The organism is Mesorhizobium neociceri, from assembly GCF_013520985.1.
GTDB lineage: Bacteria > Pseudomonadota > Alphaproteobacteria > Rhizobiales > Rhizobiaceae > Mesorhizobium > Mesorhizobium neociceri.
The window spans coordinates 1-17,096 of sequence record NZ_JACDTY010000031.1 but is presented as its reverse complement, the minus strand read 5'-3'; the positions used below and the strand labels follow the sequence as shown (position 1 = coordinate 17,096).

The window sequence follows — 17,096 nt, the reverse complement described above, 5'->3', positions numbered from 1 at the left end:
ACAACCGGCCTGTGGACAGTTATTCGCTCGGCGGCTTGCGATCGAAATTCAGCGGCCGGCCTGTCCAGCGGGTCGCCGTGCTGATGAACCAGCGGCAGACCGGCCTGGGCAGCAGCGCCAGCAGCTTCAGCCCCCAGCTCAGCCGGCGCGGGAAGGTGACCTCAAAGCCGCCATGCTCGATGCCGCGCAGCATGCGGCGCGAGGCGCGATTGACGGGCATCAGTCCCGGCATCGGCAGCATGTTCTTTTCGGTCAGCGGTGTGTCGATGAAGCCCGGATTCATCACCTGGACGCGGACATTCATCTTGTCGAAATCGTATTTCAGCGACTCGGCCAGGATATTGATCGCCGCTTTCGAGCCGCCATAGGCGGCCGTGGTCGGCCAGCCGAAATAGGCGGTTACCGAGCCGACAAGCACGATATGGCCGCGCGCGCGGATGCGCATGCGCTCCATCAGCGGAACGAGACCATTGATGATGCCGAAATAGTTGACCTCGAAGGACTGACGAAAGTCGCGCACCCTGAGGTCTTCGCCGGGCGTGGCGATGTAGTTGCCGGCGTTGAAGACGGCGAGCACGATGGGGCCCAGATCCTTTTCGATCGCCGCCACAGTGCTTGCCATGCGCGGCTCGTCGGTGACGTCGCAAGGGTAGGCAACCACGCGTCCCGGCATCTGTGCCGTCTCGACGATGAGCGAGTCGATCGGATGCTCGTCAAGCGCGGTCACCGCGACGACAAAGCCGTTTGCCGCAAGGTCCTTGGCCAGAGCACGGCCGATGCCGCTGCTGCCGCCGGTGATCCAGGCGACGCCGTGCTTCGGGTTGGCCCGGTAAAGTGTCATTCTGCGCCCTGCCGATCTGTCATTAGTGCTCTAGCGGTGAAAAAATCGAATGAAAAGGGCGCTTTTCCGCACAAGGTTGAAATGATCGTCATTGCGCGTCATCCGGCGGCAGGAGATTGCAGTACCCGAAATGCGACTGGACCAGGCGAATTCTTGCCTTGAAACGCAAGCTTCGGGTTTCTACGGTCTCGCCGCAGCTACATAAGGAATCCCGGATGCCCCGTTCTGTGATCGAAGCGATCGGCAACACGCCCTTGATCCGCCTCAACAAGGCCTCGGAAGCAACCGGCTGTGAGATCCTGGGCAAAGCCGAGTTCATGAATCCGGGCCAGTCGGTCAAGGATCGCGCCGGCCTGTTCATCATCCGCGACGCTGAACAGCGCGGGCTGTTGAAGCCGGGCGGTGTCATTGTCGAAGGCACGGCCGGCAATACCGGCATCGGCCTGACGCTGGTAGCGAAGGCGCTGGGCTACCGCACGGTGATCGTCATTCCCGACACCCAGAGCCAGGAAAAGAAGGACACGATCAAGTTGCTCGGCGCCGAGCTGATCGAAGTGCCGGCAGTGCCGTACAAGAACCCCAACAATTATGTGAAATTGTCCGGGCGGCTGGCTGAGCAGATGGCGCGCTCCGAGCCGAACGGCGCCATCTGGGCCAACCAGTTCGACAATGTCGCCAATCGCGACGGTCATATCCGCACCACGGCGGAAGAGATCTGGACGCAGACCGGCGGCAAGGTCGACGGGTTCGTCTCGGCGGTGGGTTCGGGCGGCACGCTGGCCGGCGTCGCCTTCGGGCTGAAAGCTCGGAGCAAGGACGTCAAGATTGCGCTCGCCGATCCGCTGGGCGCCGCGCTCTATTCCTTCTACACCAGCGGCGAATTGAAGTCCGATGGCAGCTCGATCACCGAGGGGATAGGGCAGGGGCGCATCACGGCGAATCTCGAAGGGTTTACGCCTGACTTCTCGTTCCAGGTGCCGGATGAGGAAGCGCTGCCGATCGTCTTCGACCTGATCCAGGAAGAGGGCCTTTGCGTCGGCGGCTCGACCGGCATCAACATTGCCGGAGCGATCCGGTTGGCGCGCGAGCTTGGCCCCGGCCACACCATCGTCACCATCCTTGCCGACTATGGCACCCGTTATCAGTCGAAGCTGTTCAACCCGGACTTCCTGCGCGAAAAGAACCTGCCGGTGCCGGGCTGGATGGACGAGCACAGCACGATTTCGGTGCCGTATGAGAAGGTCGCCTGATGGCGCACAAAACCGAAGCGCTGTTTCGCGACGACGCCTATCTGAAGACGGCTGACGCCACCGTCGTCGCCATCAACGAGCGCGGCGGCATAATTTTAGACCGGACCATCTTCTACGCGACATCGGGCGGCCAGCCCGGCGATGTTGGAACGATTGAGCGCGCCGACGGCAGCCGCATCGCCATTGCCGCCACCATGTCAGGCGAGACCAAGGACGAGATCATCCATGTGCCGGCGCCGGAGCAGGCGACGCCCGCGCTTGGCGAGCGGGTGAAACTCGCCATCGACTGGGAGCGGCGGCATCTGCTGATGCGCATGCATGCGGCTTGCCACCTGCTCACCGTCGTCTGTCCGTTTCCGATCACCGGCGCTGCGGTTTCCTGGGATGACAGCCGTGTCGACTTCGACGCTCCCGATGCCGGCTTCACCAGGGAAGAAGTCACCGCAGGACTGATGGAGCTGGTGCGGGCCGATCATCCAATCTTCATCAGGCTGATCACCGACGAGGAGCTGGCGGCCAATCCGGGCCTGGTGAAATCGAAGAATGTCCGGCCGCCTGTCGGCACCGGCAAGATTCGCCTCGTCTGCATCGGCGACAATGCCTTGGTCGACAGCCAGCCCTGCGGCGGTACCCATGTCAAAAGCACCGGCGAGGTCGGCGAGATCCATATCGGCAAGATCGAGAAGAAGGGCCGCGAGAACCGGCGCTTCCGCATCCGCTTTGGATCGATGCCGGCGGCTTGAACCATAAATGCCTCGCAAAAGCGGGCGGGAGAAGAACAATGGCCGATGACAGCCCTTTCACCGTCGATGCGGACTGGTTGCAGAGCCGTCTTGGCGAGCCCGGCCTGACGATCGTCGATGCGTCCTGGTATCTGCCGGCGCAGAAGCGCGACGCGCGCGCCGAGTATGAGGCGGCGCATATTCCCGGCGCGCGCTTCTTCGACCACGATGCGGCCTCGGACCCGGATGCCAAGCTGCCGCATACGCTGCCCTCGCCACAGCATTTCGCGCAATATGTCGGCACCATGGGCATTTCAGCCGACGACACCATTGTCGTCTATGACGGTCCGGGTTTCTTTTCGGCGCCGCGCGCCTGGTGGATGTTCCGCGTCATGGGTGTGTTCCAGGTCTATGTCTTGGACGGCGGCTTCGACCGCTGGAAGGCGGCGGGCAGGCCGGTGACGGCGGAACCGACGAAGATCGCACCGAACGTGTTTCATGCCGATTTCGATGCCGCCCGGGTCGCCAGCCTCACCGACATGCGCCGCATCGTCGAAACCAAGGAGAGCCAGATTGCGGACGCCCGAGGTGCGGGCCGCTTCACCGGGGCCGAGCCGGAGCCTCGCGCCGGTGTCCGCTCCGGGCACATGCCTGGCGCGCGCAATGTGCCTTATTCGGCGCTGTCGCAAGATGGCGCGCTGCTGTCGAAGGACCAGCTCCGCAAAGCCGTTGAAGATGCCGGCATCGATCTGTCGAAACCCGTCGTCACCTCTTGCGGCTCCGGCATCACTGCGGCTGTCATCACGCTGGCGCTGGAGACGCTCGGCCACACCGACAACCGGCTCTACGACGGCTCATGGACGGAATGGGGCGGACTTCCCGATACGCCCGTTGCAACGGGCAAGGAATGATGGCGATGGAAAACGGCGCGCTGGACGACATCGAGGTCACGGTCACGTTTCTGGAAATGCACGTGCCGCCGGCCTATTCGCCGCCCGTGCCCTACAACAAGCAGATCGCGCTGTTGAAGACCAAGGACATTCCGCTGCACTTCTACCGCTATCTGATGGATCGGGTGGGGCGCAAATGGCACTGGGTCAATGTGCTGCGGCTGGACGATGACGAGCTTGCCGCCGGCATCCACCGCGAGGACCGCGACATCAGGGTGCTTTATCTCGACGGCGCGCCGGCTGGGTTCTTCGACCTCAAGCCGCATCTGCCTGAGGAGGTCGAGCTCGCCTATTTCGGCATGATGGAGCATGCGACGGGGCAAGGCATAGGCCGCTGGTTCCTGGGCGCCGCGATCGCCGCCGCCTGGTCGTACGGGCCGAAGCGGGTGACGGTGCAGACCTGCACGCTCGATCATCCGGCCGCCTTGCCGCTCTACCAGAAGCTCGGTTTTGCGCCGGTGGCGCAAAAGAAGGAGACCGTGCATCCGCTGCCTTTCGCCGAGCGCTCGGCCAGCGTCATGCGGCCGTGACCTCCTGAAGGCTGAACCAGCCGTTCATCGGCGCTTCAGACTGTCTTTGCCATGGTGGCGTCAACACTGACACGACCATTGCCTAGGAGAAAAACATGCTGAGCCGACGTACATTTGCCGCAGCGCTGATTGCTGCACTTGCCATGCCGACTGTTGTCATGCCGACAGTGGCCGCCGCGCAGGCGACCACGCCGTCGGCGGCAACGATCGAGCGCCAACTCGACGCGGCGCCCCGGGTGAAATTGCGCCCCAACCAGCGCGTCACCATCCGCGAATTCAAGCGGCGGCCGGATCTGAGGCGTCAGGCGCGTTCGATCGACATCCAGTCGATCAATTTCGCTTTTGGCTCGGCTGCCATTTCCAGCTCGCAATACGGCAAGATCGAAAACATCGCCGATGCGCTGGAGCGCATTCTGCGCCGCGATCGCGGTGCCCGCGTGCTGATCGAGGGGCATACCGATGCGGTCGGCTCCTTCCAGTCGAATCAGGTCCTGTCGGAGCAGCGCGCCGCCTCGCTGAAGCGCACTTTGGTGCGCGAGTTCGGCGTGCCGGCCCATGCGCTGGAAACTGTCGGTTATGGCGAGGAATTCCTGCTGGTGCGGTCCCAGGACGAGAACTGGCGCAACCGCCGGGTGACGCTGCGCCGCTTCGACGATTTCATCCGCTGACCAGGACAGGGTTTCTAAAACAATGTTTCAGCAGTCCGGCTTGAAATGGCCGGGCTGCTGACGGTCTGACAGCTTGGCAGGAATCGGGTGGGAGGCACCTGCGTGGCGGCATATTTTCCGGTCAACGACACCGGAGATTCAGCCATGACCATTCAGTTCAAAGCCTTGCCGACGGAAGATGTGAGAGCGCTGCAGCGCGGCGGTCCGGACGCCTATGGGCTGACGCCAGAGCGCAAGATTTCTGACGGCGACAGCGTGCCGTGCAGGCATTGCCTGGGGAATGTCGCCGAGGGCGATGGCTATCTGATCCTGGCATACCGGCCCTTTCCGGAGTTGCAGCCTTACGCCGAGACGGGACCGATCTTCCTGCATGCTGACGAATGCGAACGTGCGGCCGAGACAGAGGCGCTACCGGATATGCTTGAGAGCAGCGACTATATCGTGCGCGGCTATGGTGCGGATGACCGTATCGTCTATGGCAGTGGCGGCGTGATTCCTACGCACGATATAACGGTGCGTGCCGAGACATTATTCGAGCGCGACGACATCGCCTATGTCCATGTCCGCTCGGCGCGCAACAATTGCTATCAGTGCCGCATCGAGCGCGCCTGACAAAAAGATGCCCGCCGGTGATCTGGCGGGCAGTTGGGAACCGTGTGACGGCTCGAGCCGTCAAGCTGGCATCCCTGTTTGCGCATGTTTTTCGAATGCCTGATGTGAAGCGCTTCACACAGCGCTCGCGATTATCATGGCGATGCGCAGCCGTAGCCGGTTGAGGGCTGTCGCACTCCCGTCGCATTCAAACGTTAAAAGACGAGTGTCGATGGATTTGCCGACCGCGGATGAACCGGCGGGAATCTCGACATCCGAGGAAGCGGGGCTTTGGCTCCGCTTTTTTGTTGTCGGCGTTGTTCCACGCAAAGAAAAACCCGCCGGTACAACCGGCGGGTGAGGGAGGCAGAACTGATTAAGTACGGTCAGGCGGCCAGAACCGCCTTGGGTTCGACCAGCTCGTAGCCGAGCGCTTCGGCGACGGCGCGATTGGTGATCTTGCCCTTGTGGACATTGAGACCGTTGCGCAAATGGTGGTCGTCGACCAGCGCCTTCAGGCCCTTGTCGGCCAGCTGCAGGCCATAATGCAGCGTCGCGTTGTTGAGCGCGTGCGCCGATGTCACCGGCACGGCGCCGGGCATGTTGGCGACGCAGTAATGGATGACGCCGTCGACCTCATAGGTCGGCTCGGCATGGGTGGTGGCATGCGAGGTCTCGAAGCAGCCGCCCTGATCGATGGCGACGTCGACCAGCACCGAGCCCTTCTTCATGCCCGACAGCATTTCACGGGTCACCAGCTTGGGTGCCGCAGCGCCGGGGATGAGCACGGCGCCGACGACGATGTCGGCGGAGAAGCATTCTTCCTCAAGCGCCTCGACAGTGGAGTAGCGGGTGTGGACGCGGCCAGTAAAGAGGTCGTCGAGCTGGCGCAGACGCGGGATCGAGCGGTCGATGATGGTGACATCGGCGCCGAGGCCGACCGCCATGCGGGCGGCATGCAGGCCGACGACGCCGCCGCCGAGCACGGTGACCTTGCCCGGCAGCACGCCGGGCACGCCGCCGAGCAGCACGCCGCGGCCGCCATTGGCCTTCTGCAACGCGGTGGCGCCGGCCTGGATCGACAGGCGGCCGGCGACTTCCGACATCGGTGCTAGGAGCGGCAGGCCGCCACGGTCGTCGGTCACGGTTTCATAGGCAATCGCAGTGACGCCGGAGGCGAGCAAGCCCTTGGTCTGTTCCGGATCCGGAGCCAGGTGCAGATAGGTGTAGAGGATCTGGCCGTCGCGCAGCTGCGCCCATTCATTGGGCTGCGGTTCCTTGACCTTGACGATCATGTCCGACTTGGCAAACACGTCGGCCGCCGTCTTGGCGATCGTGGCGCCAGCGGCTCGGTAGGCATTGTCGTCGGCGCCGATACCGGCGCCGGCGCCGGTCTCGACCAGCACTTCATGGCCATGCGCGACGTATTCGCGGACCGAGCCTGGCGTCAGGCCGACGCGGTATTCGTGGTTCTTGATTTCCTTGGGGCAACCGACGCGCATTGTTCTTCTCCTGATCCGGCCCTTGGGGCTCGTTCCCTGTATCAACTGAGTGAACCACGAATCGTTGCGCAGGTGTTTGCGAATGCGCTTGCGCGGGATCATGCGTTTCGATAATCGTTGCGTAGAATTGCAGGATTTTCGCAGGAATCACTAGAAATGCCGCTCGACAGGATCGATATCGCCATTCTCGAGACTTTGCAGAAGGATGGGCGGATACCCAATGCGGCGCTCGCCGAGAGGGTCGGCCTGTCGCAGTCGGCCTGTTCGCGCCGGCTCGACAATCTGGAGAAATCCGGCACCATCCGCGGCTATCACGCGCGGCTTTCGAATGCCGCGCTCGGCCACCAGATGACGGCGATCGTGCATATATCGCTGTCGGGACAATTCGAAAAGACGCTGTCCGACTTCGAGGCGGCAATCAAGCGCTGCCCCAATGTCTTGTCCTGCCACCTGATGTCGGGCGAATACGACTATATCCTGCGCATCGCCGCCAAGGACCTGGTCGACTATGAGCGCATCCACAAGGAGTGGCTGTCAGCGATGCCGCATGTGACCAAGATCAACTCGTCGTTCGCGTTGCGCGAGATCGTTGATCGCACGGCCATGGGCATGAAGCCGGAACTGACTTAACGCCAAAGGCATACCCGGACGTCCTTCCCGATATAGCACGCGCCTTCGCGGCGAAGGTCGTCCCAGTTTTCATCACCGTGCGTTTCGCGAATGTCAGAGTTGCCATAGCCGCCCCAGACATCACCGTCTTTGTATACGACTGCCCAGTAATCTTCGGACATTTCACCTGCGCCACTGTGGGTGTCGGGATAGTCGATCCCTGCAAAAACTTGCCGGGGCCCCTGGATGTTAAAATCGCCGCCCGTCTCGATTTGGTAGGAGCACTTTCCGGATATGCGGGTCTGACCGTCAACAACAAGCAGGCAGCGGCCCCATTTGTAATCACTCGGCAAACGATGCTTTGGTTGCGCAAGCGAGGGCGACAAGGAAACGCAATTGCAAGGGCGGCCGCTATGGTTCGTCCGATCATCTCGTCATCCGTTGTGAAGCAGCCAATCCAAGATCGACTGGGCACTGTTGGATCCGCCCAGAGCGCCGTTTCGAACGATCCTCGAAGATCATATTATTTATCGACCAAGTCGGATTTTTGTCACATCACATCTGCGCTGCTATACGGCGGAGGCCTCGGTGACGAGCCGGTCCATCGGGATGTCGTGCAGCTGCGGATAGATGGTGGCGATGCGTTGCAACTCGTAGCCGACGCCGATGACCAAAGGCTTGAACGGCATAGCGGCCAGCGTCCGGTCGAAGAAGCCGCCACCATAGCCCAGCCGGTAATTGCGCGGATCGATGCCGACGATCGGCGAAATGACGATGTCGGGCAGCACCGGATCGCCCTCGGCGGGGATGGGGATGTTCCAGACGCCCTTTTCCAGCCGGTCGCCGGGGACGTAGGCACGGAAAACCAGCGGCTGGCCCTTCTCAATGACGACGGGCAGGGCGGTGTGGCCGCCGCGCTCGTTGATCGACGCCATCCATGGCCGCAGATCCGGCTCGCCGCGAAACGGCCAGTAGAGGCTGACCATGCGGCCGGCAATGTTGCCGATCACCGCGTCGAGACCTTTGGCGATGGCTTGCGACATTGTTGTCCGCGTATCGGCCGAAACCGCCAACCGCGCCGCAATCAGCTGTTCGCGCTCGGCCTTGCGCCAGCGCCTGACGTCGGTCCAGTCGGACAAAGGCGCCCGGAATTCCGGATCGAGCTCGTGCATGAAACACGGTGGCGAAGAGTATTGCGCCGGGCTGTCGCCATCTTTGGCGCCGTCATCGTCGTTGGCCATGCTTCACTCCCGTGGTTCCTATCCCCGCGAGGCTATACCCGTCTGAGCCTGCCGACATAGGCATTCGCGACATTGGGCGGCGAGTCCTGTGCAGCCTTGATGCATGGCAGTCTTGCGCTTCAAGACATTGTTGCGGTGCACAAAAATTATTACATAAAAGTGGATAAACAGGGGTGAATGCGATGAGTGAAGCCAGCCATCACGTCGTTGTCGTCGGTGCAGGATTCGGCGGTCTCGAACTCACCCGCGCACTGGCCGGCGCTCCGGTGCGCATCACCATGATCGACAAGCGCAACCACCACCTTTTCCAGCCACTGCTCTACCAGGTGGCGACCACGTCGCTGGCGACGTCGGAGGTTGCCTGGCCGATCCGTCATCTGCTGCGCAAGCGCAAGGATGTGACGACACTTCTGGGTAACGTCACCGGCGTCGATCGGGCCGGTAAACGCGTGCTGCTCGAGGACGGCAGTTCGGTTCCATACGACACGCTGGTGCTCGCCACCGGTGCGCGCCATGCCTATTTCGGCCACGACGAATGGGAGCCCTTTGCGCCCGGGCTGAAGACGCTTGAGGACGCCACCACCATCCGCCGCCGTATCCTGCTCGCCTTCGAGCAGGCCGAGCGCGAGACCGATCCGGCCACGCGCCAGGCTCTGCTGACGCTGGTCATCGTCGGCGGCGGCCCGACCGGTGTCGAGCTTGCCGGCACCATTGTCGAACTCGCGCATGAGACGCTGCGCGGCGAATTCCGCAACATCGACACGCGTCAGGCGCGTGTAGTGCTGGTCGAGGCCGGCGACCGCATCCTGGCCAATTTCGCGCCGGAACTCTCCGACTATGCCCGCAAGGCGCTGGAACGGCGGGGCGTCATCGTCGAACTCGGCCGCGCCGTCACGAAGCTGGATGCCGAAGGTGTCATCTTTGGCGATAAACATCTGCCGGCAAGGACCATCCTGTGGGCCGCGGGCGTTGCGGCTTCGCCCGCGGGCGAGTGGCTGGGAGCGCCGGTCGACCGGGCGGGCAGGGTGATGGTCGAACCCGATCTTACCGTGCCGGACAGTCCTGAAATCTTCGTCATCGGCGACACCGCGCATGTCTTGCGGCCGGACGGCCAGCCCGTGCCCGGCGTGGCGCCCTCCGCCAAGCAGGAGGGCAAGCATGTTGCCGCGACGATCAAGGCGCGGCTGTCCGGCGATAGCGCGCCGCGTCCATTCCGCTACCGTCATGCCGGCGACCTGGCGACGATCGGCAAGTGGGCAGCCGCGATCGATTTCGGCTGGATCAAGCTCACCGGCTGGCTTGCCTGGTGGCTATGGGGCGTGGCGCACATCTATTTTCTGATCGGTTTCCGCAACCGGCTGTCGGTGTCACTTAGCTGGCTATGGATATATTTCACCGGCCAGCGCAGCGCTCGGCTGATCACCCAGGGCGATGACGACAAGGGCTGAGGTCCTTGCCCTCGGCCAAGGATATTCATCCGGCCGTCACCTTTTGCTGATCGGCTGACTTCCCGATGGACATGGCCGGTTTTCGGCGCGAAGCTTCCTCCCGGGGCTGGACTGTCACGTCGCTGGGAAGGAAAACCAATGTCGCATCTCCGCCACCCCGTCTCCCGTCGCGGTTTTCTTGCCGGTGCGGCCGCCAGCGGGGCGCTGATCATGCTGCATCCGTTCTCCGCCCGCGCGCAGGCCAATCAGGCGCATCTGAGGATCATGGAGACGACGGACATCCATGTGAATGTCCTGCCCTACGATTACTATGCCGACAAAGCGAACGACACGATGGGCCTGTCGCGGACGGCCTCGCTGATTGCGGCGGTGCGCAAGGAAGCCACCAATGCGATGCTGATCGACAATGGCGACCTTTTGCAGGGCAATCCGATGGGCGACTACATCGCCTATGAGAAGGGGCTCAAGGACGGCGATCTGCATCCGATCATGAAGGGCATGAACCTGCTCGGCTATGAATGCTCGACGCTCGGCAACCACGAGTTCAACTACGGCCTGTCGTTCCTCGACAAGGTGCTGGCCGGGGCCAATTTCCCGTTCGTCTGCGCCAATCTGATCCGCGGCACCGAGCTCGCCGCCAACCCGCGCGACGACAAGCTTTACCTCAAGCCGTATGTCATCCTGGACAAGAAGATCAAGGATGGGTCGGGCGCCGAGCAGCCGATCAAGATCGGTATCATCGGCTTCGTGCCGCCGCAGATCATGGTCTGGGACCTGAAGAACCTCGAAGGCAATGTCAGGACGCGCGACATCGTCGAGGCGGCCAAGGCGTGGGTGCCGCAGATCAAGGAGGAGGGCGCCGACATCGTCATTGCTCTCTCGCATTCCGGCATCGATATCAAGCAGGGCGACGGGATGGAGAACGCCTCGTTCTTCGTTGCCGGTGTAGAGGGCATCGATGCAGTGTTCACCGGCCATCAGCATCTGGTCTTCCCCGGCAAGAAGGACTTTCAGGCCCTCGACGGCGTCGACACGGAGAAAGGCACGCTGCAGGGCAAGCCGGCGGTGATGGGCGGTTTCTGGGGCTCGCATATGGGCCTGATCGACCTGCTTCTGGAACGCGACGGATCGAAATGGCGGGTCGTCTCGGCGACCTCCGAGGCTCGCCCGATCTACGAGCGCGTCGACAAGGCGAACAAGCCGACGGTTGCCGACGACCAGCGCATCGTCGATGCGCTGAAGGCGGACCATGAGGCGACACTTGCCTATGTCCGCCGTCCGGTCGGCAAGACGTCTGCGCCGCTCTATTCCTATTTCGCGCTGGTCGCCGACGATCCGTCGGTGCAGATCGTCAATCAGGCGCAGAGCTGGTATCTCAAGGACATATTGAAGAGCACGCAGTGGAAGGACGTGCCGCTGCTGTCTGCGGCAGCGCCCTTCAAGGCCGGCGGGCGCAACGGTGCCGACTACTACACCGACGTGGCGGTGGGCGACATCGCCATCAAGAACGTCGCTGACCTCTATCTCTATCCGAACACCGTGCGGGCGGTTGAAATCACCGGGGCGCAGGTGAAGGAATGGCTGGAAATGTCGGCCGGTATTTTCAAGAAGATCGAGGCCGGGAAAGCCGACCAGGCGCTGATCGACACCGAATTCCCGTCCTACAATTTCGATGTGATTGATGGCGTCAGCTACAAGATAGATCTGTCGCAGCCGCCGAAATACGATGCCAAGGGTGGCGTCGCCAATACCGGCTCCAGCCGCATCGTCGACCTCAGCTTCGATGGCAAGCCTATTGATCCGGCAGCGAAATTCGTCGTCGCCACCAACAATTACCGCGCCGGCGGTGGCGGCAATTTCCCTGACATCAACGCTTCGAAGATCATCTACGAAGCGCCGGACACCAACCGCGACGTGATTGTGCGCTATGTCGTCAGCGAAGGCACGATCAACCCCTCGGCCGACGACAATTGGTCGTTCACGCCGCTGCCCGGAACCAGCGTCGTATTCGAGACCGGTCCCAGGGCGAAGGATTTTATTTCAGGGGTGAAATCCCTCAAGATCGAGCCTGCCGGCGAGGGCGAAGCGGGATTTGCGAAATACCGCATCCTGCTGTGAGGGAAACGGGCGGGCAATGCCCGCTCAACCCAACTCTACGCCTTGTAGACCACCTGGCGCACGTCGATGTAGCTGGCTCTAAAGCCGGCTTCGCAATAGTGGAGGTAAAACTCCCAGAGCTTCTTGAAGCGGTCATCGAAGCCGAGCGGGACGATCTTTTCCCACGACTGCCAGAAGCGGTTGCGCCATTCGGCAAGCGTGCGGGCATAGTCGTCCGGGAAGACGCGCTCGCGCAGATGGGCAAGGCCATGGTCGCTGCCGAGCGTCTTCAGGATCGACGGCGTCGGCAGCATGCCGCCCGGGAAGACGTAGCGCTGGATGAAATCCGGCCGCGCGCGATAGGTGTCGTAGGCGGCCTCGTTGATGGTGATGATCTGCAGGCCGGCGGTGCCGCCGGGCCTCAGGCAGGCCTTCATCTTGCCGAAAAACACCGGCCAGTATTTTTCGCCGACCGCCTCGAACATCTCGATCGAGGCGATGCGGTCGTAAGTGCCTGTTTCGTCCCGGTAATCCTGCAGCTTGATGTCGACCTTGTCAGACAGTCCGGCCTTGTGGATGCGCGCCTTGGCGAAGTCGTGCTGTTCGCGGCTGATGGTCAGGCCGGTAACGCGGCAGCCGATCTCGCGCGCGGCAAATTCGGCAAAGCCGCCCCAGCCGCAGCCGATCTCGAGCACATGGTCCTTCTTGCCGATGCCGGTATCCTTGGCCAGAGCGCGATACTTGGCGGCCTGCGCGCTTTCCAGATCGTTGGCGCCGGTGGCATAGAGCGCCGACGAATAGGTCATGCTGGGATCGAGCCATTGCTTGTAGAAGGCATTGCCGAGGTCGTAATGCGCCGAAATGTTGCGCTTTGAGCCGGTGCGGGTGTTTTCGTTGAACCAGTGGCGGATGCGCTGGACGGTGTTGATGAGCCAGCTGGCGCCGCCGGCGACGCGTTCGCCGATGGCCGAGTTGACGACGAACAGTTCGAGAAAGCTGGTCACGTCCGGGCTTTCCCAGTCGCCATCCATGTAGGATTCGGCAACGCCGATGGTGCCGCCGGAAAAGGCGCGGCCGGGCAGGCGCCAGTTCTTCAGCACCAGTTCGGCGTCGGGGCCGGGCGCATTGCCACCGACAAGAACGGCGCGGCCATCCGGCATCCTTACCTTGAGCGAGCCGCGCGGCAGTTTCATCGCCGCCGACAGCACCATGCGCGCCTTGGCCGGCAAGCCCTTGACGATCTCGGCGAAGTTAAGTTCGTCCAGCCTGATGGCGTCGCCGATGCCTTTGTGTTCCTTGACAGCCATCTCACATCCCCCGGACTTCCGCGGGGACGGCGCAAGATCTGCCGGCCCCCACATCCTCCACATTTCATTCGTCAGGTGCGAACGCCGCTACCTGCGTGAATTTTCGCCACAATCTTCCACCGCATCGACCAGAACTTCAAGAGGCAAGCTGTGTGCGCGGCTGGACCAAGGCGACGGGCTCGAGACCAGAATTCCGGAGAGCATAGGCCTTTGCCGAAATCTCTATGGTTACGAACAGCCACATGCGTTAGTTTCAGCCATGCGTTACGTCGTCGTCATCATGGCCATCGCCTTTTTCCTGATCTGGGACGGCCTCTACAACAGTGGCCGCTATCTCGACACCTCGGTCAGGGAAATGTCGCGTATCGTGCGCTACGTCACCGGCGGGGGCTAGTTTTTTGCGCCTCTGCGAAGTCGCCTTCCGGCGTTGCCGGGCGCGACATCGTGCCGGTTGACGCGACGGTCCTGCTCACACAAAACATGCCGGCAAATCGAATTTGGAGGCAGGCGTGATCCGGCATATCGTTTTCTTCAGCGCCAGGCGCAAGGACGATGTCGAGGCCGTGCGCACGGGCTTGCTCACCTTGGGCAAGATCCCGCATTCGAACCTCTTCGAGGTGACCCTCAACACCAAGGTCGATCCGCTGTCGGACGCGATCGACGTGGTCGTCTATGCCGAGTTCGAAGACGATGCGGCGTTGGCCGCCTACAAGGCGCATCCGCTCTATGCGGAGACAACCAGCCGGGTCAAACCATTGCGCGAATTGCGATATTCGGCCGATGTCGTGGCAATGGCCTGATCAGGCCGCAAAGAAACGTCGCCAGTTTTTCACAGGCGGAATTCGTAGGCCGTCAAACCGGTACGCGGCGCAAGATCAAGCACGCGGGGGATACCGTTGCGTCAGATTGGCTCCCGATTGGAGAAAATTGCAGGAAACGGCGACGGAATGGCATGCTGCATTATAGGCGCGCGGCGGCGCGATCCGGGCGCCATCGGCGGAAACGCTTGAACCGATATCCGGAATGATGCACACCGCGCCGGCATGACCAGCACAACCCATCCACTTGACCATCTGGTGCTGCCGACGGCGAGCCTCGCGGTGGCGCGGGCGCGGCTGACATCGCTTGGCTTCATCGTCGCGCCGACCGGCATTCATCCCTTCGGCACTGAAAATTGCTGTGTCTTCGTCGCCGACGGCACCTATCTCGAACCGCTCGCGGTCGGCGACAAGCAAGCAGCGGCGGAAGCGATTGCTGGCGGCAATGTCTTCGTCGCACGCGACCGGCTCTACCGTGCCAGCCTGTGCGATGAGGGCTTTTCCGCCGTGGTGCTGGGTACCGGCAATGCCGATGCGGATCATGCGCGCTATGTCTCGGCCGGTCTGTCGGCCGGAGACGTGCTGAGCTTTTCGCGCGCCTTCACGGACGCGGCCGGAAAGAGCGACATGGCATCGTTCAAACTGGCTTTCGCGTCCGGTTCTGGGGCGACGGACGCCTTTCTGTTCGCTTGCGAGCGGATCAATGGGCCGAAAATCGATCGCAGGGCGCTGCAAGCTCACGCCAATGGCGTGACCGGCATTGTCGAAATCGTGGCGGTCAGCGATGCGCCGTCCGAACAGAGTGGCCTGATCTCGACGGCGACAGGCATGGCGCAGGAGGGCGGCGCGGTCTTCGACCTGCCGAATGCCGCCATAACCGTGCTCGAGCCCGCGGTTTTCACCAAGCGCTTCGGCTTTGCCGCCGGCGCGCCGACAGAGCTTCGCTTCGTTGCGGTCGTCTTTTCGGTCCGCAGTGCCGATGCCGCCGCTACGCTGCTTGCAGATAATGCCATCCAATACGATATAGCGGGCAACGAAATTGTCGTGCAGCCGGCATCCGGGCAGGGCGCGGCTTTCATCTTCCGGGAGACCAAATGAGCAAGCCGCAAGCGCCCAATTCGATGGCGCCGAATTCGTCGGTAACCGTCGGCAACGTCGTCTTCGACAACAACGCAGCCTTGGCGCTGATCGCCGGCCCATGCCAGTTTGAATCGCGCCAGCACGCCTTCGACATGGCCGGCGCGCTGAAGGAGTTGACCGGCAAGCTCGGCATCGGTCTCGTCTACAAGACCAGCTACGACAAGGCGAACCGCACCTCGCTGTCGGCGACGCGCGGCGCCGGGATGGACGCGGCGCTTCCGGTTTTCGACGAGTTGCGCAAGGAATTTTCGCTTCCCATTTTGACCGACGTTCACACCGAGGAGCAGTGCGCGATCGTCGCACCGCATGTCGATGTGCTGCAGATACCCGCTTTCCTGTCGCGCCAGACCGACATGCTGGTCGCGGCCGCGAAGACCGGCAAGGTGATCAACGTCAAGAAGGGGCAGTTCCTTGCGCCCTGGGATATGAAGAACGTGGTGGCCAAGATCACTGGTTCCGGCAACGCCAACGTGCTGACCACCGAGCGCGGCGCTTCCTTCGGCTACAACACGCTGGTGTCGGATATGCGCGCTCTGCCCGTGATGGCCGAGATCGGCGCGCCGGTGATTTTCGACGCCACCCATTCGGTGCAGCAGCCGGGCGGGCAGGGCGGTTCTTCCGGCGGCGAGCGCCGTTTTGTCGAGACGCTGGCGCGCGCTGCCGTTGCCGTCGGCGTCGCCGGTGTCTTCATCGAAACCCACCAGGATCCGGACAATTCGACTTCCTCCGACGGTCCGAACATGCTGCCGCTGAAGGACATGCCGGCCTTGTTGGAAAAGCTGATGGCGTTCGACCGCATCGCCAAGGGCCACTAAGGCGCCCCCCGACGGGCGCGATCCGCCAGCGCCCGGGACATCAGTTGTTCTGGCCTTATCGCCTCATGTCGATCGCGAAGACCGCGTAATAGTCGACGCCCGGCATCGGCGCCGTGACGGTCAGGACCCAGCGCACATTGCCGTGCTGGCGCTCATAAACCGGCGGTCCGTTCGATGGCAGCGCATCGGCCGGAATTGCGAAGGCGAAAGGGATGCCAACGCTCGACTGCACCGAACCGCGCGGGACGACGAGCTTTTCCTCGAATTTGAGTTCTTCCTTGTAGGTCGATTTGTCCCCGGCGCTTGTATTAACTGCCGGTCCGCCGACGCGGTAAGTGCGGATGCATCGCAATTTGACGATGTAGTCGCCCGAAGGGGCCAGATCGCGGCTCGACCGCAGCAGACCCTGGAAGCGTCCGCCGGGTTTTGCCGGACAAGCCTCTAGAGTCTTTCACGTTTTGATGGAAGCGTATCCGGCGTTTGCGAAGTAGTTCTTGCATTCGCCGGGTTCGATTGTTTCGACGAGGTGGCCGATGTGGCGCCAAGTGTCCTCGACGGTTCGCTTCT

Annotated in this window: 19 protein-coding genes and 1 pseudogene; 13 read left to right on the top strand and 7 right to left on the bottom strand. The window is 62.4% G+C overall.

What is annotated here, in order from left to right; all coding sequences use genetic code 11:
- Positions 1 to 19 precede the first annotated feature (19 nt).
- Positions 20 to 841, bottom strand: a complete 822-nt coding sequence (locus H0241_RS32850) for an SDR family oxidoreductase (RefSeq protein WP_181061917.1) — start codon at positions 839 to 841, stop codon at positions 20 to 22.
- A 215-nt stretch (positions 842 to 1,056) separates the two neighbouring features.
- Between H0241_RS32850 and H0241_RS32845 the strand changes: the two genes are divergently transcribed.
- From H0241_RS32845 to H0241_RS32820, 6 genes are all read left to right on the top strand, one after another.
- Complete coding sequence (locus tag H0241_RS32845; RefSeq protein ID WP_181061916.1) at positions 1,057 to 2,091, top strand: cysteine synthase A; 1,035 nt, start codon at positions 1,057 to 1,059, stop codon at positions 2,089 to 2,091.
- The gene (locus H0241_RS32840; RefSeq protein WP_181061915.1) at positions 2,091 to 2,834 is read left to right on the top strand and encodes an alanyl-tRNA editing protein; all 744 of its coding nucleotides are present in this window, start codon (positions 2,091 to 2,093) and stop codon (positions 2,832 to 2,834) included. Before H0241_RS32845 ends, H0241_RS32840 begins: the two co-directional genes overlap by 1 nt.
- Positions 2,835 to 2,872: 38 nt before the next feature.
- Positions 2,873 to 3,724: a 3-mercaptopyruvate sulfurtransferase gene (sseA, locus tag H0241_RS32835; RefSeq protein WP_181061914.1), complete on the top strand. Its 852-nt coding sequence runs from the start codon at positions 2,873 to 2,875 to the stop codon at positions 3,722 to 3,724.
- Positions 3,725 to 3,729: 5 nt separating this feature from the next.
- Positions 3,730 to 4,293 (top strand): GNAT family N-acetyltransferase, encoded by a 564-nt coding sequence (locus H0241_RS32830; protein WP_112562354.1) that lies wholly within the window; start codon positions 3,730 to 3,732, stop codon positions 4,291 to 4,293.
- Positions 4,294 to 4,388: 95 nt separating this feature from the next.
- Entirely contained in the window at positions 4,389 to 4,961 is a 573-nt protein-coding gene (locus H0241_RS32825) for an OmpA family protein (protein ID WP_181061913.1), read from the top strand.
- Between the two features lie 144 nt (positions 4,962 to 5,105).
- Positions 5,106 to 5,573: a DUF1203 domain-containing protein gene (locus tag H0241_RS32820; RefSeq protein WP_181061912.1), complete on the top strand. Its 468-nt coding sequence runs from the start codon at positions 5,106 to 5,108 to the stop codon at positions 5,571 to 5,573.
- A gap of 365 nt (positions 5,574 to 5,938) precedes the next feature.
- On the opposite strand, the gene ald is transcribed toward H0241_RS32820, so the two are convergent.
- Positions 5,939 to 7,054: an alanine dehydrogenase gene (gene ald / locus H0241_RS32815; RefSeq protein ID WP_181061911.1), complete on the bottom strand. Its 1,116-nt coding sequence runs from the start codon at positions 7,052 to 7,054 to the stop codon at positions 5,939 to 5,941.
- Between the two features lie 156 nt (positions 7,055 to 7,210).
- On the opposite strand from ald, the gene H0241_RS32810 reads away from it, so the two are divergent.
- A complete protein-coding gene (locus tag H0241_RS32810) occupies positions 7,211 to 7,684 on the top strand; it encodes an Lrp/AsnC family transcriptional regulator (protein ID WP_181061910.1) in 474 nt (157 codons plus the stop codon).
- Here H0241_RS32810 and H0241_RS32805 read toward each other — a convergent pair.
- Together H0241_RS32805 and H0241_RS32800 are read right to left on the bottom strand one after the other, a co-directional pair.
- A complete protein-coding gene (locus H0241_RS32805) occupies positions 7,681 to 8,016 on the bottom strand; it encodes a hypothetical protein (protein ID WP_210285164.1) in 336 nt (111 codons plus the stop codon). The two genes, H0241_RS32810 and H0241_RS32805, sit on opposite strands and share 4 nt — an antisense overlap.
- A 216-nt stretch (positions 8,017 to 8,232) precedes the next feature.
- On the bottom strand, positions 8,233 to 8,835 hold the full coding sequence (locus H0241_RS32800) for a 5-formyltetrahydrofolate cyclo-ligase (protein ID WP_407941791.1): 603 nt from the start codon (positions 8,833 to 8,835) through the stop codon (positions 8,233 to 8,235).
- A 251-nt stretch (positions 8,836 to 9,086) separates the two neighbouring features.
- Here H0241_RS32800 and H0241_RS32795 point away from each other — a divergent pair, with 251 nt between their 5' ends.
- Positions 9,087 to 10,352, top strand: a complete 1,266-nt coding sequence (locus H0241_RS32795) for an NAD(P)/FAD-dependent oxidoreductase (RefSeq protein WP_181061907.1) — start codon at positions 9,087 to 9,089, stop codon at positions 10,350 to 10,352.
- Positions 10,353 to 10,490: 138 nt separating this feature from the next.
- Positions 10,491 to 12,470 (top strand): bifunctional 2',3'-cyclic-nucleotide 2'-phosphodiesterase/3'-nucleotidase, encoded by a 1,980-nt coding sequence (locus tag H0241_RS32790; RefSeq protein WP_181061906.1) that lies wholly within the window; start codon positions 10,491 to 10,493, stop codon positions 12,468 to 12,470.
- A gap of 35 nt (positions 12,471 to 12,505) precedes the next feature.
- Here H0241_RS32790 and H0241_RS32785 read toward each other — a convergent pair whose 3' ends face one another.
- Positions 12,506 to 13,756: an SAM-dependent methyltransferase gene (locus tag H0241_RS32785; protein WP_181061905.1), complete on the bottom strand. Its 1,251-nt coding sequence runs from the start codon at positions 13,754 to 13,756 to the stop codon at positions 12,506 to 12,508.
- Between the two features lie 259 nt (positions 13,757 to 14,015).
- Here H0241_RS32785 and H0241_RS36175 point away from each other — a divergent pair, with 259 nt between their 5' ends.
- The 4 genes from H0241_RS36175 (at position 14,016) to kdsA (ending at position 16,529) form a co-directional block, all read left to right on the top strand.
- Positions 14,016 to 14,150, top strand: a complete 135-nt coding sequence (locus tag H0241_RS36175) for a hypothetical protein (RefSeq protein ID WP_268926460.1) — start codon at positions 14,016 to 14,018, stop codon at positions 14,148 to 14,150.
- A gap of 115 nt (positions 14,151 to 14,265) precedes the next feature.
- Positions 14,266 to 14,556: a Dabb family protein gene (locus H0241_RS32780; protein ID WP_181061904.1), complete on the top strand. Its 291-nt coding sequence runs from the start codon at positions 14,266 to 14,268 to the stop codon at positions 14,554 to 14,556.
- Positions 14,557 to 14,799: 243 nt separating this feature from the next.
- Entirely contained in the window at positions 14,800 to 15,672 is an 873-nt protein-coding gene (locus H0241_RS32775) for a VOC family protein (RefSeq protein WP_181061903.1), read from the top strand.
- Positions 15,669 to 16,529, top strand: coding sequence for a 3-deoxy-8-phosphooctulonate synthase (gene kdsA / locus H0241_RS32770; RefSeq protein WP_181061902.1), 861 nt, complete (start codon positions 15,669 to 15,671; stop codon positions 16,527 to 16,529). Before H0241_RS32775 ends, kdsA begins: the two co-directional genes overlap by 4 nt.
- 55 nt (positions 16,530 to 16,584) lie before the next feature.
- Here kdsA and H0241_RS32765 read toward each other — a convergent pair whose 3' ends face one another.
- Both H0241_RS32765 and H0241_RS32760 read right to left on the bottom strand, forming a co-directional pair.
- Positions 16,585 to 16,881: a hypothetical protein gene (locus tag H0241_RS32765; protein WP_181061901.1), complete on the bottom strand. Its 297-nt coding sequence runs from the start codon at positions 16,879 to 16,881 to the stop codon at positions 16,585 to 16,587.
- 99 nt (positions 16,882 to 16,980) lie between these two features.
- A pseudogene (locus tag H0241_RS32760) lies at positions 16,981 to 17,096 on the bottom strand (IS630 family transposase); the annotation flags it as partial.